Origin of the sequence: Mesorhizobium sp. BR1-1-6, from assembly GCF_020165355.1 — a bacterium.
Taxonomy (GTDB): domain Bacteria; phylum Pseudomonadota; class Alphaproteobacteria; order Rhizobiales; family Rhizobiaceae; genus Mesorhizobium.
Window position 1 is genome coordinate 215,576 of record NZ_JAIUHZ010000007.1, and the last position, 20,435, is coordinate 236,010.

General features: G+C 65.0%; 14 protein-coding genes. 9 read left to right on the forward strand and 5 right to left on the reverse strand.

Annotation, left to right across the window (positions count from 1 at the left end; all coding sequences use genetic code 11):
* The first annotated feature begins 72 nt into the window (after nt 1–72).
* Nucleotides 73–1,065, forward strand: a complete 993-nt coding sequence (locus tag LB545_RS16565; protein WP_140523618.1) for an adenosine kinase — start codon at nt 73–75, stop codon at nt 1,063–1,065.
* A 470-nt stretch (nt 1,066–1,535) separates the two neighbouring features.
* The gene (locus tag LB545_RS16570) at nt 1,536–2,237 is read left to right on the forward strand and encodes a hypothetical protein (protein ID WP_140685073.1); all 702 of its coding nucleotides are present in this window, start codon (nt 1,536–1,538) and stop codon (nt 2,235–2,237) included.
* A 48-nt stretch (nt 2,238–2,285) separates the two neighbouring features.
* Here the strand turns inward: LB545_RS16570 and LB545_RS16575 are convergent, their stop codons facing one another.
* On the reverse strand, nt 2,286–4,565 hold the full coding sequence (locus LB545_RS16575; protein WP_140497115.1) for an NADP-dependent malic enzyme: 2,280 nt from the start codon (nt 4,563–4,565) through the stop codon (nt 2,286–2,288).
* 217 nt (nt 4,566–4,782) lie between these two features.
* On the opposite strand from LB545_RS16575, the gene mutS reads away from it, so the two are divergent.
* Nucleotides 4,783–7,545: a DNA mismatch repair protein MutS gene (gene mutS / locus LB545_RS16580; RefSeq protein WP_140685074.1), complete on the forward strand. Its 2,763-nt coding sequence runs from the start codon at nt 4,783–4,785 to the stop codon at nt 7,543–7,545.
* A gap of 255 nt (nt 7,546–7,800) precedes the next feature.
* On the opposite strand, the gene LB545_RS16585 is transcribed toward mutS, so the two are convergent.
* The 3 genes from LB545_RS16585 to LB545_RS16595 form a co-directional block, all read right to left on the reverse strand.
* Nucleotides 7,801–8,646 (reverse strand): aldo/keto reductase, encoded by an 846-nt coding sequence (locus LB545_RS16585; RefSeq protein ID WP_224705482.1) that lies wholly within the window; start codon nt 8,644–8,646, stop codon nt 7,801–7,803.
* Between the two features lie 78 nt (nt 8,647–8,724).
* Entirely contained in the window at nt 8,725–9,117 is a 393-nt protein-coding gene (locus LB545_RS16590; RefSeq protein ID WP_140523609.1) for a DUF305 domain-containing protein, read from the reverse strand.
* 43 nt (nt 9,118–9,160) lie between these two features.
* On the reverse strand, nt 9,161–11,665 hold the full coding sequence (locus LB545_RS16595; RefSeq protein ID WP_224705483.1) for a heavy metal translocating P-type ATPase: 2,505 nt from the start codon (nt 11,663–11,665) through the stop codon (nt 9,161–9,163).
* A gap of 187 nt (nt 11,666–11,852) precedes the next feature.
* Here LB545_RS16595 and LB545_RS16600 point away from each other — a divergent pair, with 187 nt between their 5' ends.
* From LB545_RS16600 to LB545_RS16620, 5 genes are all read left to right on the forward strand, one after another.
* A complete protein-coding gene (locus tag LB545_RS16600) occupies nt 11,853–14,654 on the forward strand; it encodes a [protein-PII] uridylyltransferase (protein WP_140512962.1) in 2,802 nt (933 codons plus the stop codon).
* Between the two features lie 46 nt (nt 14,655–14,700).
* A complete protein-coding gene (gene murJ, locus LB545_RS16605; RefSeq protein WP_140556847.1) occupies nt 14,701–16,308 on the forward strand; it encodes a murein biosynthesis integral membrane protein MurJ in 1,608 nt (535 codons plus the stop codon).
* Between the two features lie 172 nt (nt 16,309–16,480).
* Complete coding sequence (gene trpS / locus LB545_RS16610) at nt 16,481–17,548, forward strand: tryptophan--tRNA ligase (RefSeq protein WP_140497129.1); 1,068 nt, start codon at nt 16,481–16,483, stop codon at nt 17,546–17,548.
* A gap of 103 nt (nt 17,549–17,651) precedes the next feature.
* Complete coding sequence (locus LB545_RS16615; RefSeq protein WP_140497131.1) at nt 17,652–18,143, forward strand: universal stress protein; 492 nt, start codon at nt 17,652–17,654, stop codon at nt 18,141–18,143.
* A gap of 278 nt (nt 18,144–18,421) precedes the next feature.
* Nucleotides 18,422–18,991, forward strand: a complete 570-nt coding sequence (locus LB545_RS16620) for a NifU family protein (RefSeq protein ID WP_140497133.1) — start codon at nt 18,422–18,424, stop codon at nt 18,989–18,991.
* Nucleotides 18,992–19,140: 149 nt separating this feature from the next.
* On the opposite strand, the gene LB545_RS16625 is transcribed toward LB545_RS16620, so the two are convergent.
* Nucleotides 19,141–19,758, reverse strand: a complete 618-nt coding sequence (locus LB545_RS16625; RefSeq protein ID WP_140497135.1) for a L,D-transpeptidase — start codon at nt 19,756–19,758, stop codon at nt 19,141–19,143.
* Nucleotides 19,759–19,981: 223 nt separating this feature from the next.
* On the opposite strand from LB545_RS16625, the gene cueR reads away from it, so the two are divergent.
* Nucleotides 19,982–20,401: a Cu(I)-responsive transcriptional regulator gene (gene cueR / locus LB545_RS16630; RefSeq protein ID WP_140497137.1), complete on the forward strand. Its 420-nt coding sequence runs from the start codon at nt 19,982–19,984 to the stop codon at nt 20,399–20,401.
* Nucleotides 20,402–20,435: the final 34 nt, after the last annotated feature.

Sequence of the window (20,435 nt, forward strand, 5' to 3'; positions counted from 1 at the left end):
CGGTTGCAAATCGCTAGACCCGCGCCCGGCCGGCATGGCAAGAAGCCGGCGCGGATTTTGGCGGAGACATTGATGCCGGACTATGACGTGCTTTGCATCGGCAATGCGATTGTCGACATCATCGCCCAGTGCGAAGAGGAATTCCTGGAGACCAACGGCATCATCAAGGGCGCGATGAACCTCATCGACACGCACCGCGCCGAACTGCTCTACAGCCGCATGGGCCCGGCGATCGAGGCGTCCGGCGGCAGCGCGGGCAACACGGCGGCCGGCGTTGCCTCCTTCGGCGGCCGCGCCGCCTTCTTCGGCAAGGTCTCCAACGACGCGCTCGGTGAGATCTATGCGCATGACATCCATGCCCAGGGCGTCGCCTTCGACACCAAGCCGCTTCAGGGCGAGCCGCCGACGGCGCGCTCGATGATCTTCGTCACCCCCGACGGCGAGCGCTCGATGAACACCTATCTCGGCGCCTGCGTCGAGCTCGGGCCGGAGGACGTCGAGGCCGACAAGGCGTCGGGCGCCAAGGTTACCTATTTCGAGGGCTATCTGTGGGATCCGCCGCGCGCCAAGGAGGCGATCCGGCAGACGGCCAAGCTGGCGCACGCGGCGGGCCGCGAAGTGTCGATGACCTTGTCGGATTCGTTCTGCGTCGACCGCTACCGCGACGAGTTCCTCGAGCTGATGCGCTCGGGCACCGTGGACATCGTCTTCGCCAACAGCCACGAGATCAAGTCGCTCTACCAGACCTCGTCCTTCGACGAGGCGCTGGCCCGGATCCGCAAGGACTGCAAGGTCGCCGCCGTGACGCGCTCGGAAAAAGGATCGGTCATCGCGCGCGGCGACGAGACCGTCGTCATCCAGGCGACCGCCATCAAGGAGCTGGTCGACACGACAGGCGCCGGCGATCTCTACGCTGCCGGTTTCCTGCATGGCTACACGCAAGGCCGCGACCTCAAGACCTGCGGCGATCTCGGCTCACTGGCGGCCGGCCTGGTGATCCAGCAGATCGGGCCGAGGCCAAGGCAGAATCTGCGTCGCGAGGCCGAACTGGCGGGGCTGCTGTAGGGGGCGGTGAAGCTGCCGATCTCCCCCCTCGTGGGGGAGATGCCCGGCAGGCCAGAGGGGGCGCTGTCCCGCTGGCATCTCCAGGGTTCTACACTGCCGCCAAGCCCGAAATGAACGGCATGAACGTACTGTCATGTCGGGGCGCCAGTTCGAAGAGTATGGGCACGCGGAAGGGAACCACCGCAACCTAGCGATCCTTCGCGCCCCCCTCTGCCCTGCCGGGCATCTCCCCCACGAGGGGGGAGATCGGCAGCTTCACCGTCGCGCGGCTGTCACACATCGCACCTACACGCAATCGGGGCGTCCTTGACTGACATTTGGGCGCCCTCAGCCAGTTGGGGTGCCAAGATGCAAGACAGCAAGCTGTCGGGCCGCCGGATTTGTTGCCGCCGCGATTTCCGCTTTCCACATTAGAAATTCAGCAACGGGCCGCGATCGGGGAGGAGCGCTCGCGGCCAGAAGACAGATGCATGAACAGATTTCACATAACCGGTCTTAAACAAGACGACTTCGCGGACATGGTCGCGGAGAAGGTCGAGCGGGCGCTTGCCCACTATGACGAGGCCATCAACAAACCCACCATGGTCTCGGTCGGCAAGATCGCCGGCAGCATAGCGTCCGCCGTCACCTTGCTGTCGCCGAAGCATCAGCGCGCCATCGACGCCATCCATGCCGACCTTCCGGGGCTGGCATCGAAATTCGTGCGTGCGCTGGCCGTGGAAGCCGCGCGCCGCAGCGAAGCCGGCACCGCGGGCGCCACAAATCCGTCGGCGGGTTTCGACGGCCCCGCCTCCCCGCTTCCGCGCACCCAGTCCGACGATCTCGAATCAATGCTGATCGAAGACTGGGCCGGGCGGGTCGCCGGTTCGACCTATCTGGAGGAACACCTGCGCATTGCCCGCTCGACCCTGCACCGCTGGCAAAGGCGGGGCGAGGTGGTCGCCTTGCGCAAGGGCGGCCGCAAGCACGTCTTCCCGCTGGCGCAGTTCGTGGACGGCAGGCCGGTGGCGGGCATTCGAGACGTGCTGTCGTTGATCGGCAATCCGAGGCTGGCATGGCTGTGGCTGACCCGCCCCTCGGCGCTGCTCGACGAGCGCATTCCCATCGACCTGCTGCGGCAAGACCAGGTCAAGGAGGTCGTCGAGGCGGCGCGGGTGTTTTCCGCGGATTAAGCGCGACCAGATCCGCCGCAGCTTTCGCATCCGACGCGCGGACCTTCCTCAGGTCCCCGCCGTGTAGGCCGCGATCGCCGCCATGTTGACGATATCGCTGTCCTTGGCGTTCAGCGAGACGATCTGCACCGGCTTGTTCAGCCCGACCAGCAGCGGGCCGATGACCGTCGAGCCGCCGAGCTCCTGCAGCATCTTGGTGGAGATCGAGGCGGAGTGGAAGGCCGGCATGATCAGCACATTGGCCGGGCCGGTCAGCCTCATGAACGGGTATTGCGCCATGGCACGGGCGTTGAGCGCGACGTCGGCGGCCATCTCGCCGTCATACTCGAAATCGACGCGGCGCTTGTCGAGGATGCGCACGGCTTCCTGGATGCGCTCGGAGCGCTCGCCGTGGGGATGGCCGAAGGTGGAATAGGCGAGCATGGCGAGCCTCGGCTCATAGCCCATGCGGCGGGCAAAGCCTGCCGCTTCCTCCGCGATATCGGCGATCTGCTCGGCGTTCGGCATGTCGTGCACGGCGGTGTCGGCGACGATCACGGTGCGGCCGCGCGCCAAAACGATCGACACGCCGATGACGCGATGGCCCGGCTTGGCGTCGATGACGCGCCTGACATCGTCGAGCGCGGTGGAATAGTTGCGGGTGACGCCGGTGACGATGCCGTCGGCATCCCCCAGCGCCACCATGCAGGCGGCGAAATGGTTGCGGTCGTTGTTGATCAGGCGCTGGCAGTCGCGGAACAGGAAGCCTTTGCGCTGCATGCGCTCGTAGAGATAATCGGTATAGACCGAATTGCGGCGCGACAGGCGAGCATTGATGATCTCCAGCCCCTGCTTGTCGAGGTCGATGCCGGCGTGCCTGGCGTTCTCCTTGATGACGTCGTCGCGGCCGAGCAGGATGGCGGTGCCGAGCCGCTGGTTCACATAGGAGACGGCGGCGCGCATCACTTGCTCCTCCTCGCCCTCGGCGAAGACGATGCGCTTGGGCTGGCGGCGCACACGGTCGTAAATGCGCTGCAAGGTCGAGGCGATCGGATCACGGCGGGCCGACAGCTCCTGCGCGTAGCGGTCGAGATCGAGGATCGGCTTGCGGGCGACGCCAGAATCCATCGCCGCCCTGGCGACGGCCAGCGGAATGGCCGAGATCAGGCGCGGATCGAACGGCACCGGGATGATGTAGTTGGGGCCGAATTTCGGCCGGTTGCCCTGGTAGGCTGCGGCGACGTCGTCGGGCACGTCCTTGCGTGCCAGGTCGGCAAGCGCACGCGCGGCGGCGATCTTCATGTCGTCATTGATGGTGGTGGCCCGCACATCCAGCGCGCCGCGGAAAATATAGGGGAAGCCGAGCACGTTGTTGACCTGATTGGGATAATCCGAACGCCCGGTCGCCATGATGGCGTCGGTGCGGATCTCCGCCACTTCCTCGGGCGTGATCTCGGGATCGGGGTTGGCCATGGCGAAGATGATCGGGTTCTTGGCCATGGAACGCACCATGGCGGTGGTCAGCGCGCCCTTGGCGGAAAGGCCGAGGAACACGTCGGCGCCGTCCAGCGCCTCGGCCAGCGACCGCGCGTCGGTCTTGACCGCATGCGCCGACTTCCACTGGTTCATGCCTTCGGTGCGGCCCTGGAAGACCACGCCCTTGGTGTCGCACAGGATGATGTTTTCGGGCGCAAAGCCCATCGCCTTCATCAGCTCGATACAGGCGATGCCGGCCGCACCGGCGCCGTTGCAGACCATCCTGGTGGTCTTCATGTCGCGGCCGGTGATCTCCAGCGCGTTGATCAGGCCGGCGGCCGAGATGATGGCGGTGCCGTGCTGGTCGTCGTGGAAGACCGGGATGTCCATCAGCTCGCGCAACCGCTGCTCGATGATGAAGCATTCCGGCGCCTTGATGTCCTCCAGGTTGATGCCGCCGAAGGAGGGCCCAAGGAAGCGTACGCAGTTGATGAACTCGTCGGCGTCCTCGGTGTCGACCTCGAGGTCGATGGAATCGACGTCGGCGAAGCGCTTGAACAGCACCGCCTTTCCCTCCATGACCGGCTTGGAGGCCAGCGCGCCGAGATTGCCCAAGCCCAGGATCGCGGTGCCGTTGGAGATGACGGCGACCATGTTGCCGCGCGACGTGTAGTCGAAGGCGCGGCTGGGATCCTCCGCGATGGCCAGCACCGGCACGGCAACGCCAGGCGAATAGGCGAGGCTCAAATCGCGCTGCGTGGCCATCGGCTTGGTGGCGACGATCTCGAGCTTGCCGGGCCGCCCCATGGCGTGGAATTCGAGCGCTTCCTGCGCGCTAACGGACGGACCGCTGTTTTCGGTTTTCCTTGCCATGATGCTTTTGATTTCCTCGCCATGCGGCACCTCCTTGAGGCGGGTGCCTTGTGTGATTCCGAATTAAGACTACGCGCCGCCGCGTGTAAACCGCCAAGCGTTACCGAACTGGCGTCGGAAGGACGCATGGCGTTCAATGGTGGTTGATCTCCGTTCTTCCCCTGCTTTTCCAATGGCCGGCATTAAACCCCGCCGCCACATCTGCTAGCGTGAGCGCATGAACATGCACATTCAAAACGAACCGGACGCTCCCGAGGCGATCACGCCGGCAGCCGCTGGCGGCGTCACGCCGATGATGGAGCAGTTCATCGAGATCAAGGCGGCGAACCCGGATTCGCTGCTGTTCTACCGGATGGGCGATTTCTACGAGCTGTTCTTCGAGGATGCGGAGAAGGCGAGCCGGGCGCTCGGCATCGTGCTGACCAAGCGCGGCAAGCATCAGGGCCACGACATCCCGATGTGCGGCGTGCCGGTGCATGCGGCGGATGACTATCTGCAGAAACTGATCGCGCAGGGTTTCCGCGTCGCCGTCTGCGAGCAGATCGAGGATCCGGCCGAAGCCAAGAAGCGCGGCTCCAAATCGGTGGTGCGCCGCGATGTGGTGCGGCTGGTGACGCCTGGCACCATCACCGAGGACAAATTGCTGGCGCCGTCGGAATCGAGTTTCCTGATGGCGCTGGGACGGGTGAAGGGCAGCAGCGATGCAAGAGGCGGGGAGCGCGGCGGCGCGACCGGGAACCAGGGGAGCTTTGCCCTAGCCTGGATCGACATTTCGACCGGCGCCTTCCGGGTCACAGACACCACCGCAGACCGGCTGCTCGCCGACATCTTCCGCGTCGATCCGCGCGAACTGATCGTCGCCGATCCGGTGTTCCACGATCCCGAATTGCGACCGGTATTCGACATGCTCGGCCGCGTCGCCAACCCGCAGCCGCCGAGCCTGTTCGATTCGGCCTCGGCGGCCGCGCGCATCGCCCGCTTCTTCGAGGTGGCGACACCGGACAGCTTTGGTGCGTTTTCCCGTGCCGAGCTGTCGGCGATCTCGGGCGCCATCGCCTATGTCGAAAAGACGCAGAAGGCCGAGCGGCCGCCGCTGTCGCGCCCCGAGCGCGAGGAGGCCGGCTCGACCCTGTTCATCGACCCGGCGACGCGCGGCAACCTGGAACTCCTGCGCACGCTGTCGGGCAGCCGTGAAGGCTCATTGTTCAAGGCGATCGACCGCACGGTGACCGGCGGCGGCGCCAGGCTGCTCGCCGACCGGCTGATGGCGCCGCTGACCGATCCGGCGGCAATTGCCGCGCGGCTGGATTCGGTGTCGTTCTTCCGTTCCGAGACGCGGCTTTGCCAGGCCGTGCGGGCGAGCCTGAAGAGCGTCGCCGACATGCCGCGCGCGTTGTCGCGGCTGGCGCTCAACCGCGGCGGCCCGCGCGACCTCGGCGCGCTGCGCGCCGGCTTCGAGGCGGCCGGCGCGATCGCGGAGGTCTTTGCCGCGACCGCCCTGCCCCAGGAATTGGCGGCGGCGCTCGCCGCCATCCGGGCGCTGCCGCACGCGCTTGCCGGGCATCTGACGCAGGCACTTGGCGAGGAACTGCCGCTGCTGAAGCGCGACGGCGGCTTCATCCGAGGCGGCTACAACGCCGAGCTCGACGAGATGCGGGCGCTGCGCGACGAGTCGCGAAAAGTGATCGCCGGGCTGGAGCGTTCGCTGATCGAGGAGACCGGCATTCGGTCCCTGAAGATCCGGCACAACAATGTGCTCGGCTACTACATCGAGGTGACCGCCAACCATCACGCGGTGATGACCGGCAGCGATGGCGCCAAGGCGCGCTTCATCCACCGCCAGACCATGGCCAACGCCATGCGCTTCACCACGACGGAGCTGGCGGAGCTGGAAACAAAGATCGCCAATGCCGCCGACCGGGCGCTGAGCATCGAGCTTGCCGCCTTCGACGCGCTGACGGCGGAAGCGGTCGGCGAAGCGGAGAAGATCCGCGCCGGGGCCGATGCGCTCGCCGTGCTGGACGTGTCGGCGGCGCTCGCGCTTTTGTCGGAAAGCGAGGCCTGGTGCCGGCCGCTGGTCGACGCCAGCCTTGCCTTCGAGATTTCGGGTGGGCGCCATCCCGTGGTCGAACAGGCGCTGCGGCGCTCGGGCGAAGGGCCGTTCGTGGCCAATGACTGCGACCTGTCGCCGGAGGGCAGCGCCAAGAACGGCGCGATCTGGCTGCTGACCGGCCCCAATATGGGCGGTAAATCAACATTCCTGCGGCAGAACGCGCTGATCGCCATCCTGGCCCAGACCGGCTCTTTCGTCCCGGCGACATCGGCCCATATCGGCGTCGTCGACCGCCTCTTTTCCCGCGTCGGCGCCTCGGACGATCTGGCGCGCGGCCGATCGACCTTCATGGTCGAGATGGTCGAGACGGCGGCGATCCTCAACCAGGCCGGCCAACGGGCGCTGGTAATCCTCGACGAGATCGGCCGCGGCACCGCCACGTTCGACGGCCTGTCGATCGCCTGGGCTGCGGTGGAATATCTGCACGAGAAGAACCGCTGCCGGGCGATCTTCGCCACGCATTTCCACGAAATGACCTCGCTTGCCGGCAAGCTGGCGCGGCTCCACAACGTCACCATGCGGGTCAAGGAATGGGAGAACGACGTCGTCTTCCTGCACGAGGTCGGCAAGGGCGCGGCCGACCGCTCCTACGGCGTCCAGGTGGCGCGGCTGGCCGGCCTGCCGGAGGCGGTGGTGGACCGTGCCAAGGAAGTGCTGCACCAGCTCGAGGAAGGCGAGGTTTCGGGCAAGACCAACCGGCTGGTCGACGACCTGCCGCTGTTTTCCGTGGCGGTGAAGCGGGAAGCGCAGAAGCCGGTCAAGAGCGATGCGCTGGGCGTCGCACTCAGTGACATCAATCCCGATGAGATGACGCCGAGGGAAGCGCTGGAAGCGCTTTATCGGTTGAAGGGGTTGGCGGGGATGTAAATTGAACCTGCTGGCATGGCGGTATCGCCGAAACCGCCAATCTCCCCCCCTTGAGGGGGAGATGTCCGGCAGGACAGAGGGGGGCCTCGTAGAGTGGCGGCCTTGATTAACTTGCCCTCTGGCGATGCTCGCCGGAGTATGCCAGCGCGGAAGCCGTCGTTGTAAAAATTGATGTGTTGGCGGGACAGCGCCCCCCTCTGCCCTGCCGGGCATCTCCCCCTCGAGGGGGGAGATTGGCAGCTTCACCGATAACGCTCAGATCATCTCCAGCCCGCGTTTGCGGCTCGGCGGCGGGAAGGCGCGGTCGAGGTCGGCGAGGTCTTCGCGCGTAAGCTCGATGTCGAGTGTCGCGACATTCTGGCGGACATGGTCCTGGCTGCTGGCCTTGGGAATGGCGATGACGCCATCCTGGTGCATCACCCAGGCCAGTGCGATTTGCGCCGGTGTCGCACCGTGGCGGTCTGCGACCGCGTCTAAACTGGCATTGCGCGCCAAGGCGCCCTGCTCGACCGGCGAATAGGCCATAAGAGGAATTCCGCGTTTCCGGCTCCAGGGCGCCAGATCGAACTCAAGGCCGCGCCGGACCAGATTGTAGAGCACCTGGTTGGTCTGGACGTTGCCGCCGTCGGGCAGGCCGACCAGCTCTTCCATCTCCCCGGTGTCGAAATTGCTGACGCCCCAGTGGCGGATCTTGCCGGCTTTCTTCAGCGCCTCGAAAGCTTCGACGGTTTCGGCCAGGGGCACGCTGCCCGGCCAATGCAGCAGATAAAGATCGATACGGTCGGTGGCGAGGCGCTTCAGGCTGTTTTCGCAGGCGCGCTGCACGCCGGCGCGCGAGGCGTTGGACGGCAGCACCTTCGAGACCAGGAAGACCTCGGCACGCTGCCCGGCAATGGCTTCGGCCACCACCTCCTCGGCGCCGCCGCTGGCGTACATTTCGGCGGTGTCGATCAGCTTGACGCCGAGATCGAGACCAAGCTTGAGGGCATTCACCTCCTCCGCGCGGCGGCGCGAATCCTCGCCCATTTTCCAGGTGCCCTGGCCGAGAACGGGGATGGCTTCGCCGCAGGGCAGCGTGGTGGTTCTGACGCTCGATGGCATGGCAGGCTCCAGTTGAGACGGGATCGCATCACAGGCCGGACGAGAAATTCAGAGGCGTTCTCGCCGAGCCGCGAAAGCTTACTTCACCGGATGGGCGGCGAGCCAGTCCTGCATCTGCTTGATCTCGGCTTCCTGCGCCGCGATGACCGCCTCGGCCAGCTTGCGGATCTCGGGGTCCTTGCCGTTGGCGAGTTCGACCCTGGCCATGTCGATGGCGCCCTGGTGGTGAGGGATCATGCCGCGGACGAAATCGACGTCGGCATCGCCGGTGTATTTGGAGGCCATCATGTCGGCGTGCATCTTGTTCATCGCCGCCTTGTAGCCTGCGGTCGACGGGCCTTCCGCCCCCGTCGCCATGCCGGCCATGTCGTGCTTCATCTCCTCGCTTTGTGCGGGAACGCTTTCGAGAAAGACGGCAACCAGCATTCCAGCCGCCATCAGCAGCAGCACGATTTTTTTGGCCAAGGTCATTGATGGTCTCCTGTTGATCGGGTTTCGTATTTGGGGGATCGGCTCAAAGTTTCAATGTCCTCAGCCGCAACGCATTGGCGATCACTGAAACCGAGGACAGGCTCATCGCCGCCGCCGCCAGCATCGGCGACAACAGCGTGCCGGTCAGCGGATAGAGCACGCCGGCCGCAACCGGCACGCCAAGCACATTGTAGAGGAAGGCGAAGAACAGGTTCTGCCTGATATTGCGGATGGTCGCCTGGGCCAGTGTGCGGGCACGCACGATGCCGTTGAGGTCGCCCTTGACCAATGTGATGCCGGCGCTTTCGACGGCGACATCGGCGCCGGTGCCCATGGCGATACCGACATCGGCGGCGGCCAAGGCCGGTGCGTCGTTGACGCCGTCGCCGGCCATGGCGACGCCGGCGCCCTTGCCGCGCAATTCCTCGACCAGCGCGCCCTTCTGTTCCGGCAATAGGCCGGCGCGGACTTCGTCGATGCCGAGGCTTCTGGCGATCGCGTTTGCCGTGCGCTCATTGTCGCCGGTCGCCATGATGATCCTCAAGCCGCTGTCGTGCAGGGCCTTGATCGCCTCGGCGGTGGTCGCCTTGACCGGATCGGCGACGGCGACGATGCCGGCCAGTTTCCTGTCCACGACGACGAACATCGCCGTCTTGCCATCGCCTTGCAGCGCCTTGGCCGCGGCCGAAACGGTGGACACGTCGACGCCGAGATCACGCATCATCGCGGCGTTGCCGAGCGCTACATTCCTGCCCGAAACGGCACCGGAAACACCCTTGCCGGTGACCGCCTCGAAGCCATTGGCTTCGGCGACCCTTACACCGCGGGTCGCGGCGCCTTCGACAATAGCCTCGGCCAGGGGATGCTCCGAGCCCTTCTCCAGGCTCGCGGCGAGGCCCAGCAATTCCTCCTCCGAAAACCCATCGGCCGCCACGACATCCGTCAGTTTCGGCCGGCCTTCGGTCAGTGTCCCCGTCTTATCGACGATCAGCGTATCGACGGAAGCGAAGCGTTCGAGCGCGGCGGCCTCCTTGATCAGCACGCCGGCGTGGGCGCCACGTCCGGTGGCGGTCATGATCGACATCGGCGTGGCGAGGCCGAGTGCGCAGGGACAGGCAATGATCAACACCGAGACCGCCGAGACGATGGCGAAGATCAGGCTGGGCGTGGGCCCAAAGATCGCCCAGGCGACAAAGGCAGCGATGGCGACCAGAACGACAGCCGGGACGAAGTAGAAGGAAACGCGATCGGCCAACCCTTGTATCGGCGCGCGCGAGCGTTGCGCCTTGGCGACCAGCTCGACGATGCGCGAGAGCGTGGTCTCGGCGCCGATCCGCTCGGCGCGCATGATCAGCGAGCCGTTCTTGTTGAGCGTGCCGCCGGTGAGGGTATCACCTTCGGCTTTCTCGACCGGCAACGGTTCGCCCGTGATCATGGATTCGTCGATGGAAGAGCGGCCTTCGAGCACGGTGCCATCGACCGGCACGGCATCGCCGGGCCGGATGCGCAGGCGCTCGCCGGCCTTGACGCTGTCCAGCGGCACATCGCTCTCCGAACCGTCCTCTCCTATGCGGCGGGCGGTCTTGGGCGCAAGGTCGAGCAGGGCGCGGATGGCCGAGCCGGTCTTTTCGCGGGCGCGCAGTTCCAGCACCTGGCCGAGAAAGACCAGCGCGACGATGACGGCTGCGGCCTCGAAATAGACCGGCACCGCCCCGCCATGGCCGCGGAACTGATGCGGAAAAATGTCCGGGAACAGCGTCGCGACGACGCTGTAGAGATAGGCCGCACCGACGCCGAGCGAAATCAGCGTCCACATGTTCGGGCTGCGGTTGCGGATCGAATCCCAACCACGATGAAAGAACGGAAATGCGGCCCAAAGCACGACCGGGCTCGCGAGCGCCAGCTCGATCCAGACTTTTGTCCGGTCATCGACCAGCTTCTCGAACGACAGACCGATCATCGGCGCCATGGCGACGATGAGAAGGGGCACCGAGAGCACCGCACTGACCCAGAACCGCCTGGTGAAATCGACCAGTTCGGGATTTGGCCCCTCGTCACCGGTCGGAACGCCCATCGGCTCGAGAGCCATGCCGCAGATCGGGCAGGAGCCGGGCTTGTCACGGATGATCTCGGGATGCATCGGGCAAGTGTATTGCGTGCCCTTCGGCATCGCTTCCGGCGCCGGTCTGTCGCCGAGATAGGTTTGCGGCGCCGCCTCGAATTTCGACTTGCAGCCGGCGGAGCAGAAATAGAAGCCCTGGCCGTCATGGCGCAGAAAATGCTTTGCCGTGGCGCGGTCCACGCTCATGCCGCAGACGGGGTCGGTGGCGGTCAGGTATGTTTCCGGCTTGGCCCGGAATTTCGAACGGCAGCTTTCGCTGCAGAAATGATAGAGACGGCCAGCATGCTGCGATGTCGGCTTGCCGGCGGCTGGATCGACGGTCATGCCGCAGACCGGATCGCGTGTGACGGCGCCCGCATCCACGGCCGCACCTTTTGCCGCGCAGCAACCACCATGCGCGTGATGATCGTGATCTGAATGCGTCATTTCGAATGCCTCTATCAAACTGCTTCGAGCCGGAGGTAGTCCTTCCAGTAACTGGAAGGTCAAGGACTGGCTTGAATTTTATTGTCGCGGGTGTCCCGCACCATGGAAACGCGTCAACCCGCCCCCATACCCAGCGCCGCGGAAACGCGCTATAGACGCCGCCCAAAAGGCAAGGCCAACCGGTACCATGGCGAAAATCTCCTTGAAGCTCGATGAACTGATCGACGGCGACGCCTTGCGCCGCGAGATGACCGCGCTGACGGCGGCCACGACCGGGGACGGCTCCGGATCGGCCGCCCGCGCCGGGGTTCTCCAGCTTCTCAAGGGCCGGCTCGCCGCGGGCCGCAAAACAGCCGAGGCCATGCTGAAGCAGGATGGCGGCGGCAATGCCTGCGCCGAGCGGCTGTCGCATCTGATGGATGAGCTGATCCGGGCGCTCTACGATTTTGTCGCGACCCATGTCTACCGGGTAAAGAACCGGTCGGTCGCCGAACGCATGGCCGTCGTCGCGGTCGGCGGCTATGGGCGCGGCACGCTGGCGCCGGGATCCGACATCGACCTCCTGTTCCTGCTGCCCTACAAGCAGACGCCGTGGGGCGAACAGACAGTCGAATACATGCTCTACATGCTGTGGGACCTCGGGCTGAAGGTCGGCCACGCGACCCGCAACATCGAGGAATGCCTCAGGCTGTCGCGCACCGACATCACCATCCGCACCTCGATCCTGGAAGCGCGCTTCCTGTGGGGTGAGCAGAAGCTCTACGACGAACTGATGCTGCGCTTCGACCATGAGGTGGTGCGCACCACCGGACCGGAATATGTGCAGGCCAAGCTCGCCGAACGCGACGAGCGCCATGCCAAGGCCGGCGAAAGCCGCTATCTGGTCGAGCCCAACGTCAAGGACGGCAAGGGCGGCCTGCGCGACCTGCAGACGCTGTTCTGGATCGGCAAATATTTCTACCGGGTGCGCACCGGCGAGGAGCTGGTCGAGAAGGGCGTCTTCACGCAGGCCGAATACCGCGAATTCCAGAAGGCCGAGGATTTCCTGTGGGCCGTGCGCTGTCACATGCATTTCCTCACCGGCAAGGCCGAGGAGCGGCTGCATTTCGACATCCAGCGCGAGATCGCGGAGCGGCTGGGCTACACCACGCATCCCGGCCTGTCGGCGGTCGAGCGCTTCATGAAGCACTATTTCCTCGTCGCCAAGGATGTCGGCGACCTGACCCGCATCTTCTGCGCCGCGCTCGAAGAGGAGCAGGCCAAGCATGTGCCGGGCTTCAACCGCATCTTCCTCACCTTCCAGCGCCGCAAGCGCAAGCTTGCCGGCACGTCGGATTTCATCGTCGACAACCACCGTATCAACATCGCCGACGACCAGGTGTTCGAGCGCGATCCGGTCAATCTGCTCAGGCTGTTCTGGTTCGCCGACAAGCACGGGCTGGAGTTTCACCCCGACGCGCTGAAGCTGCTCACCCGCTCGCTCGGCCTGGTCAACAAATCGCTCCGGCGCGACGAGGAGGCCAACCGGCTGTTCCTCGACATCCTGACCTCGGACCGCAACGCCGAGCTCAATCTGCGCCGCATGAACGAGGCGGGGCTGCTCGGCCGGCTGATCCCCGATTTCGGCAAGATCGTCGCCATGATGCAGTTCTCGATGTACCACCACTACACGGTCGACGAGCATCTGATCCGCTGCATCGGCGTGCTGGCCGAGATCGAGCGCGGCGACGGCGAGAAGGTGCATCCGCTGTCGCATTCGCTGATGCCGGGACTGAGAAAGAGCCGCGAGGCGCTCTACGTCGCCGTGCTGCTGCACGACATCGCCAAGGGCAGGCCGGAGGACCATTCGGAAGCCGGCGCCCGGATCGCCCGGCGCATCTGCCCGCATATGGGACTTTCGACCACCGACACCGAAACGGTGGCCTGGCTGGTCGAGAACCATCTGGTCATGTCGATGACGGCGCAGACGCGCGATCTCAACGATCGCAAGACGATCGAGGACTTCGCCTCGATCGTGCAGTCCGTCGAGCGGCTGAAGCTGCTTCTCATCCTCACCGTCTGCGACATCAGGGGCGTCGGACCGGGCGTCTGGAACGGTTGGAAGGGCCAGTTGCTGCGCACGCTGTACTACGAGACCGAACTGCTGCTCACCGGCGGCTTCTCGGAAGTGTCGCGCGCCCAGCGCACGGCGGCGGCGCGCGAGTGCCTGGCCGAAGCGCTCGCCGGCTGGCCCGACAAGATCCGCAAACGCTATGTCGGCCTGCACTATGAGAATTACCTGCTGACCGTCGACCTGCCGGACCAGCTTCGCCACGCCGAATTCATCCGCGAGGCGGATGCCTCCGGCAACAAGCTTGCCACCATGGTCAAGACGCACCAGTTCGAGGCGGTGACCGAGATCACCGTTTTGGCGCAGGACCATCCGCGCCTGCTGTCGGTGATCGCCGGCGCCTGTGCGGCGGCCGGCGGCAACATCGTCGACGCGCAGATCTTCACCACCTCGGATGGCCGCGCACTGGACACGATCCTGATCTCGAGGGAGTTCGACCGCGACGAGGACGAGCGCCGGCGCGCCGAGCGCGTCGGGCGGCTGATCGAGGACGTGCTGTCGGGCAAGAGCTGGCTGCCGGAGATGATCGAGAAGCGCACCAAGCCCAAGCGCGGCGCCAAGGTCTTCCGGATCGCGCCGCGCGCCGAAATCCGCAACACGCTGTCGAACCGATTTTCGGTGATCGAGGTCGAGGGGCTGGACCGGCCGGGTCTGTTGTCGGAGATCACCGGAACGCTGTCCGACCTGTCGCTCGACATCGCGTCGGCCCACATCACCACCTTCGGCGAAAAGGTGATCGATACGTTCTATGTCACCGACCTCACCGGCCAGAAGATCGACAGCCCGTCACGCACCACCACCATCCGTAACCGGCTGACGGCGACGCTCGAGGGCACGGCCTCCGAACGCGGCAGCAGGACCAGGGCCGCCGCCGAGTGAGCGCCACCATCACTTTGTCCCAATCGCGCAGGCAGTCTCCAAACGCATGAGCCTCGTCAAGAAATTCGCTACGGTCGCTTCCGGCACGCTGATGAGCCGCGCGCTCGGTTTCGGCCGCGAGATGCTGATGGCGGCAGCACTGGGCACCGGGCCGGTGGCCGACGCCTTCAACGCCGCCTTCCAGTTTCCCAACACCTTTCGCCGGCTGTTCGCCGAAGGCGCCTTCAACGCCGCCTTCGTGCCGCTGTTCGCCAAGGAGATCGAGACGCACGGCACCGACGGCGCCAAGCGCTTTTCAGAGGAAGTGTTCGGGGTGCTGTTCACGGCGCTGCTGGCGCTGACCATCGCCATGGAACTGGCGATGCCGCTGATCGTGCGCTACCTGGTGGCGCCGGGTTTCGCCGACACGCCGGGAAAGTTCGAGACGACCGTCACTCTGGCGACGATCATGTTCCCCTATCTCATCTGCATGTCGCTGGCCGCCATGATGGCGGGCATGCTGAATTCGCTACGCCGCTATTTCGCCGCGGCGATCGCGCCTGCCTTTCTCAACATCATCCTGATCAGCGTGCTTGGCTATGCCTGGTATCATGGGCTGGATGCGCATGCCGTCGGCTTCAGCCTGTCCTGGGGCGTTCTGGCGGCGGGCCTCGTGCAGCTCGCCATCGTCTGGGTGGCGGTTCGCAACGCCGGCATCTCGATCGGTTTCCGCCGGCCGAAGATGACGCCGAACGTGAAGCGGCTCCTGATCCTGGCGCTGCCGGCGGCGATCACCGGCGGCATCACCCAGATCAACCAGCTGATCGGCACCGCCATCGCCTCGGCGCAGGACAGCGCCGTCTCCTCGCTCGCCTATGCCGACCGCGTCTACCAGCTGCCACTTGGCGTGGTCGGCGTCGCCGTTGCGATCGTGCTGTTGCCGGAACTGTCGCGGGCGCTGAAGTCGGGCAATCTGATCGAGGCGGCCAATCTGCAGAACCGCTCGGTCGAATTCACCTTGTTCATGACCTTGCCGGCTGCGGTGGCGCTCTGGGTCATGTCTGAGCCGATCGTGCGGCTGGTCTATGAGCGCGGCGCGTTCGCCGCCAACCATTCGACGCCTGTCGTGGCGGCGATCCTGGCGATCTTCGGGCTCGGCCTGCCGGCCTTCGTGCTGATCAAGGCGTTCACCCCGGGCTATTTCGCCCGCGAGGACACACGCACGCCGATGATCTTCGCCGCCATCTCGGTGGCGGTGAACGTCGCCACCGCGCTGACGCTGTTTCCGAGGATGGGCGCGCCCGGCATCGCCGTGGCCTCGGCGGTGGCCGGCTGGGTCAACGCGCTGATGCTGCTCGGGGTGCTGATCCGGCGCGGCCATTGGGGCCGCGACGTGCCTCTTTTGAAGCGCATTCCGCGTCTGGTGCTCTCGGCGGCGGTGATGGGCGTCGCCCTCTATTTCGCCGAACACTGGCTGAGCGCCAGGCTCGGCTCCGGCTCGCCGCTGGTCGTCAAGGCGACGACGCTGCTGGGGCTGGTGGCCGGCGGGGCGCTGCTCTACTTCGTCACGGCCTTTGCCAGCGGCGGCGCCGATTTCGGCATGATCCGCCGCAATGTGAAGCGCGGCTCAGGCAAAGCGACACCACCAGCCGTAAACGCCGAGCTGGACGAGTAGGCCGGGCAGCCCGACTGCAATAGCAGTCTTGATCGCAGCGTCATGTTCGTCCATAAGCGCGCCGTCGCAAGACTTTCGCCGCACGCGGTTTCCAGCCGCGTGATTGGCTCCGAAAAGTCTGCAACTTTTCGGAATCACGCTTATACGGCCCTCCACAAGCCACGAGGAAACCATGTCCGCCTTCAAGCCACTCGTCTTCTCCGGCGTCCAGCCGACCGGCAATCTGCATCTTGGCAACTATCTCGGTGCCATCAAGAAATTCGTCGCCCTGCAGGAGACGTCCGACTGCATCTACTGCGTCGTCGACCTGCATTCGCTGACGGCCCAGCTGGTTTATGACGACCTCAAGGACCAGACGCGCTCCATCACCGCGGCATTCCTGGCCTCCGGCATCGATCCGAAGAAGCACATCGTGTTCAACCAGTCGCGGGTGATGCAGCACGCCGAGCTCGCCTGGATTTTCAACTGCGTGGCGCGCATCGGCTGGATGAACAAGATGACGCAGTTCAAGGACAAGGCCGGCAAGGACCGCGAGAACGCCTCGCTCGGCCTGCTTGCCTATCCCTCGCTGATGGCAGCCGACATCCTGCTCTACCGCGCCACCCATGTGCCGGTCGGCGAGGACCAGAAGCAGCATCTGGAACTGACGCGCGACATCGCCCAGAAATTCAACAACGACTTTTCGGACCGCATCGCCGGTCTTGGCGTCGGCGTCGAGATGCAGGTCGGAGAGGAAATTGTGAACGGCTACTTTCCGATCACCGAGCCGGTCATCGGCGGGCCGGCGGCGCGCATCATGAGCCTGCGCGACGGCTCCAAGAAGATGTCGAAGTCGGACCCGTCGGATCTGTCGCGCATCAATCTGACCGACGATGCCGACGCCATCTCCAAGAAGATCCGCAAGGCCAAGACCGATCCGGAAGCCTTGCCGAGCGAAGTGGACGGCCTCGCCACCCGGCCGGAAGCGGAAAACCTGGTCGGCATTTATGCCGGCCTTGCGGACATATCGAAAGAGGCGGTGCTGAAGGAGTTCGGCGGCCAGCAGTTTTCGGTGTTCAAGCCGGCACTGGCCGACCTGGCAGTCGAAAAACTGGCTCCCGTCGCCGCCGAAATGCGCCGCATTTCCGATGACCGCGCCTATGTCGACGCGGTACTGCGGGACGGCGGCGAGCGCGCCGGCGTGCTGGCCGAAGCGACGATGAAGACGGTGCGCGACATCATCGGGCTGCTGCAGGACTGATCCGCATCCTTATGCCCCGCACCATACCGGCCAAAGACCGGCGGCTTGCCGCCGGTCAGCCGCAGTGGCAGATTGCGGCCGAAATGACATCGAGTAAATAGACATGGTCTCCAAACGCCTCAGCCGCGAAGCCGGACATCGCCGGAAGTTCCTGGCGATCATCGACGATACGCCCGAATGCGAGCGCGCCGTCGCCTACGCCTCGAAGCGGGCGCTGAGCACCAGCGGCGTGCTGGTGCTGCTCTATGTCATCGAACCGGACGATTTCCAGCACTGGCTGGGCGTCGAGAAGATCATGCGCGAGGAGGCGACCGCCACCGCACGCACCGCGCTCGACAGCTATGCCAACAAGGTGCGCCAGAAGCTCGGCATCGAACCCGAGATGGTGGTGCGCGAGGGCAAGCCCACCGAAGAGATCCACAAGCTGATCGAGGAAGATCAGGATATTGCCATCCTGGTGCTGGCGGCCGGCGCCGGCAAGGAAGGGCCCGGGCCGCTGGTCGGCGCGGTGGCCGGCAAGGGCGCCGCCTTCCCTATCCCGGTGACCGTGGTGCCGCAAAACCTTTCGGACGAGGAGATCGACAGCCTCGCCTGAAGTGTATCGATATTCGGGTGATGCCGGCCTACAAATGGCGGGTTCCTGCGCTTCCGGTGCTCACGTACTTCAAGTACGCTCCGCTCCGGTTCTCGGAAACCACCATTTTCGACTCGGCCTGACCCGAATCTCGACACACTTCATAGTGCTTGGCAGGAGTCGCAAAAACATTCCGCCAGCCAGCCGTTCGGGCGACGCGTTTCGCTTGAATGTCCAGCCGATAGAGCTTATTTAGAATTATTCCAAACTATCTGCCCGAGACGGGCACGGAGACGGCCATGTTCATCCAGACCGAATCGACGCCAAACCCGGCGACGCTGAAATTCCTGCCCGGCAAGGAAGTGCTTTTGGAAGGCACCGCCGATTTCCGTGATGCCGATAGTGCGGCGACGGCCTCGCCGCTGGCCGGCCGGCTGTTCGAAATACCGGGCGTCACCGGCGTCTTCTTCGGCTACGACTTCATCACCGTGACCAAGGACGGGCCCGACTGGCAGCATCTGAAGCCGGCGATCCTGGGCGCCATCATGGAGCATTTCATGTCCGGCGCGCCTGTCATGGCCAATGCCGGCCCGGCCGCGGAGACCAGCCAGACCGGCGAGTTCTACGACAAGGCCGACGAGGAACTCGTCATCACCATCAAGGAGCTGCTCGACACACGGGTGCGCCCGGCAGTGGCCCAGGATGGCGGCGACATCACCTTCCGCGGCTTCGAGAACGGCACCGTGTTCCTGCACATGAAGGGCGCCTGCGCCGGCTGCCCGTCATCGACGGCGACGCTGAAGCACGGCATCCAGAACCTGCTCCGCCACTTCGTTCCCGAGGTCCAGCAGGTCGAACAGGTCGCCTGACCATTCGTCTTCGCCGAGCGCGGCGACGATTCTCAAAAAGCAAGCAACAAAAAACCGGGCCGAATTGCCCGGTTTTTTGTTGGGGACGTCCGTTGTTGCCTAGACGGTCCGCGTACGAACGGTTTTGACCATGAACCTCGCGGTCACGGTCAGAGAACGATGACCTTGGCGCCGACCTCGGCGCGATCGTAAAGGTCGATGATGTCCTGGTTCATCAGCCGGATGCAGCCCGACGACATCGCCTTGCCGATCGAGTTCCATTCCGGGCTGCCATGCAGGCGATAGCCCATGTCACCGCCCTTGTTGAACAGGTACAGAGCGCGCGCGCCGAGCGGGTTCTTCAGGCCCGGCTCCATGCCGCCGGCGAACTTGGCGAGTTCCGGCTGGCGCTTGATCATCTGCGACGGCGGCGTCCAGGTCGGCCATTCGCGCTTGATGGCGACATGGGCGGTGCCATGCCACTCGAAGCCCTCGCGGCCGACGCCGATGCCGTAGCGAATTGCCCGGCCGTCACCCTCGACGAAGTAGAGGAACTTGTTCTGTGTATCGACGATGATGGTGCCCGGCTTTTCCTTGGTGTCGTAGTTCACCTCCTGCCGGTGATACTTCGCGGGCACCTTTTCGATCGGGATGCGCGGCAGCTGGTAGCCGGCGTCGGTCACCGCGCCATAGTCGTTGGAGAATATCTGCCCGCCAATGGTGCTGCAACCGGCGAGTGCGGTCGACAGCGCCAGTGCGGCAATTACTGCAAGCGACTTCATGCGCATGAGGTGATCCGTGCCCCGCCAAACATCCGCGGCACGAGTCGGCCGCTTTCTTGCCATCATTCATGCTGGCATTTGCTTTGCTTGCCAAGTACGCGATGCCTATATGCAAGACCTCACCTGCCGGTAAGCCAGCAACTGCGGCATTTCGGCAACAGCCTTCACCGGATTGTGAAGGAAATTCAATGGCCATGACTCTCGGGCCAGCAGGAATCGAGGAACAACCATGAATGTCGGCGACGCCGCCCAGCGTTCCGGTCTGCCAGCCAAGACCATCCGCTACTATGAGGAAATTGGCCTGATCGCGCCTGCGCGTGCCGGCAACGGCTATCGCGACTATTCGGGCGACGACATCCATCGGCTGACCTTCCTGCGCCGTGCCCGCAACCTGGGCTTTTCCATCGACGATTGCCGCCAGTTGATGGCGCTTTACCAGGACCGCAGCCGCGCCAGCCACGACGTGCGCGAGATCGCCACCGCCCATGTCAGGGCGATCGAGGAGAAGGTGCGCGAGCTGCAGTCGATGCGATCGACCCTGCAGAAGCTCGTCCAGGCCTGCCATGGCGACGACCGGCCGGACTGCCCGATCATCGATGACATTGCGGGAACCGCGCCGCTCGGCGATAAAGCCGTCACGGTCGCATAGATCCGTGCCGGCCAGGCCCGACGCCTCTCGGCTA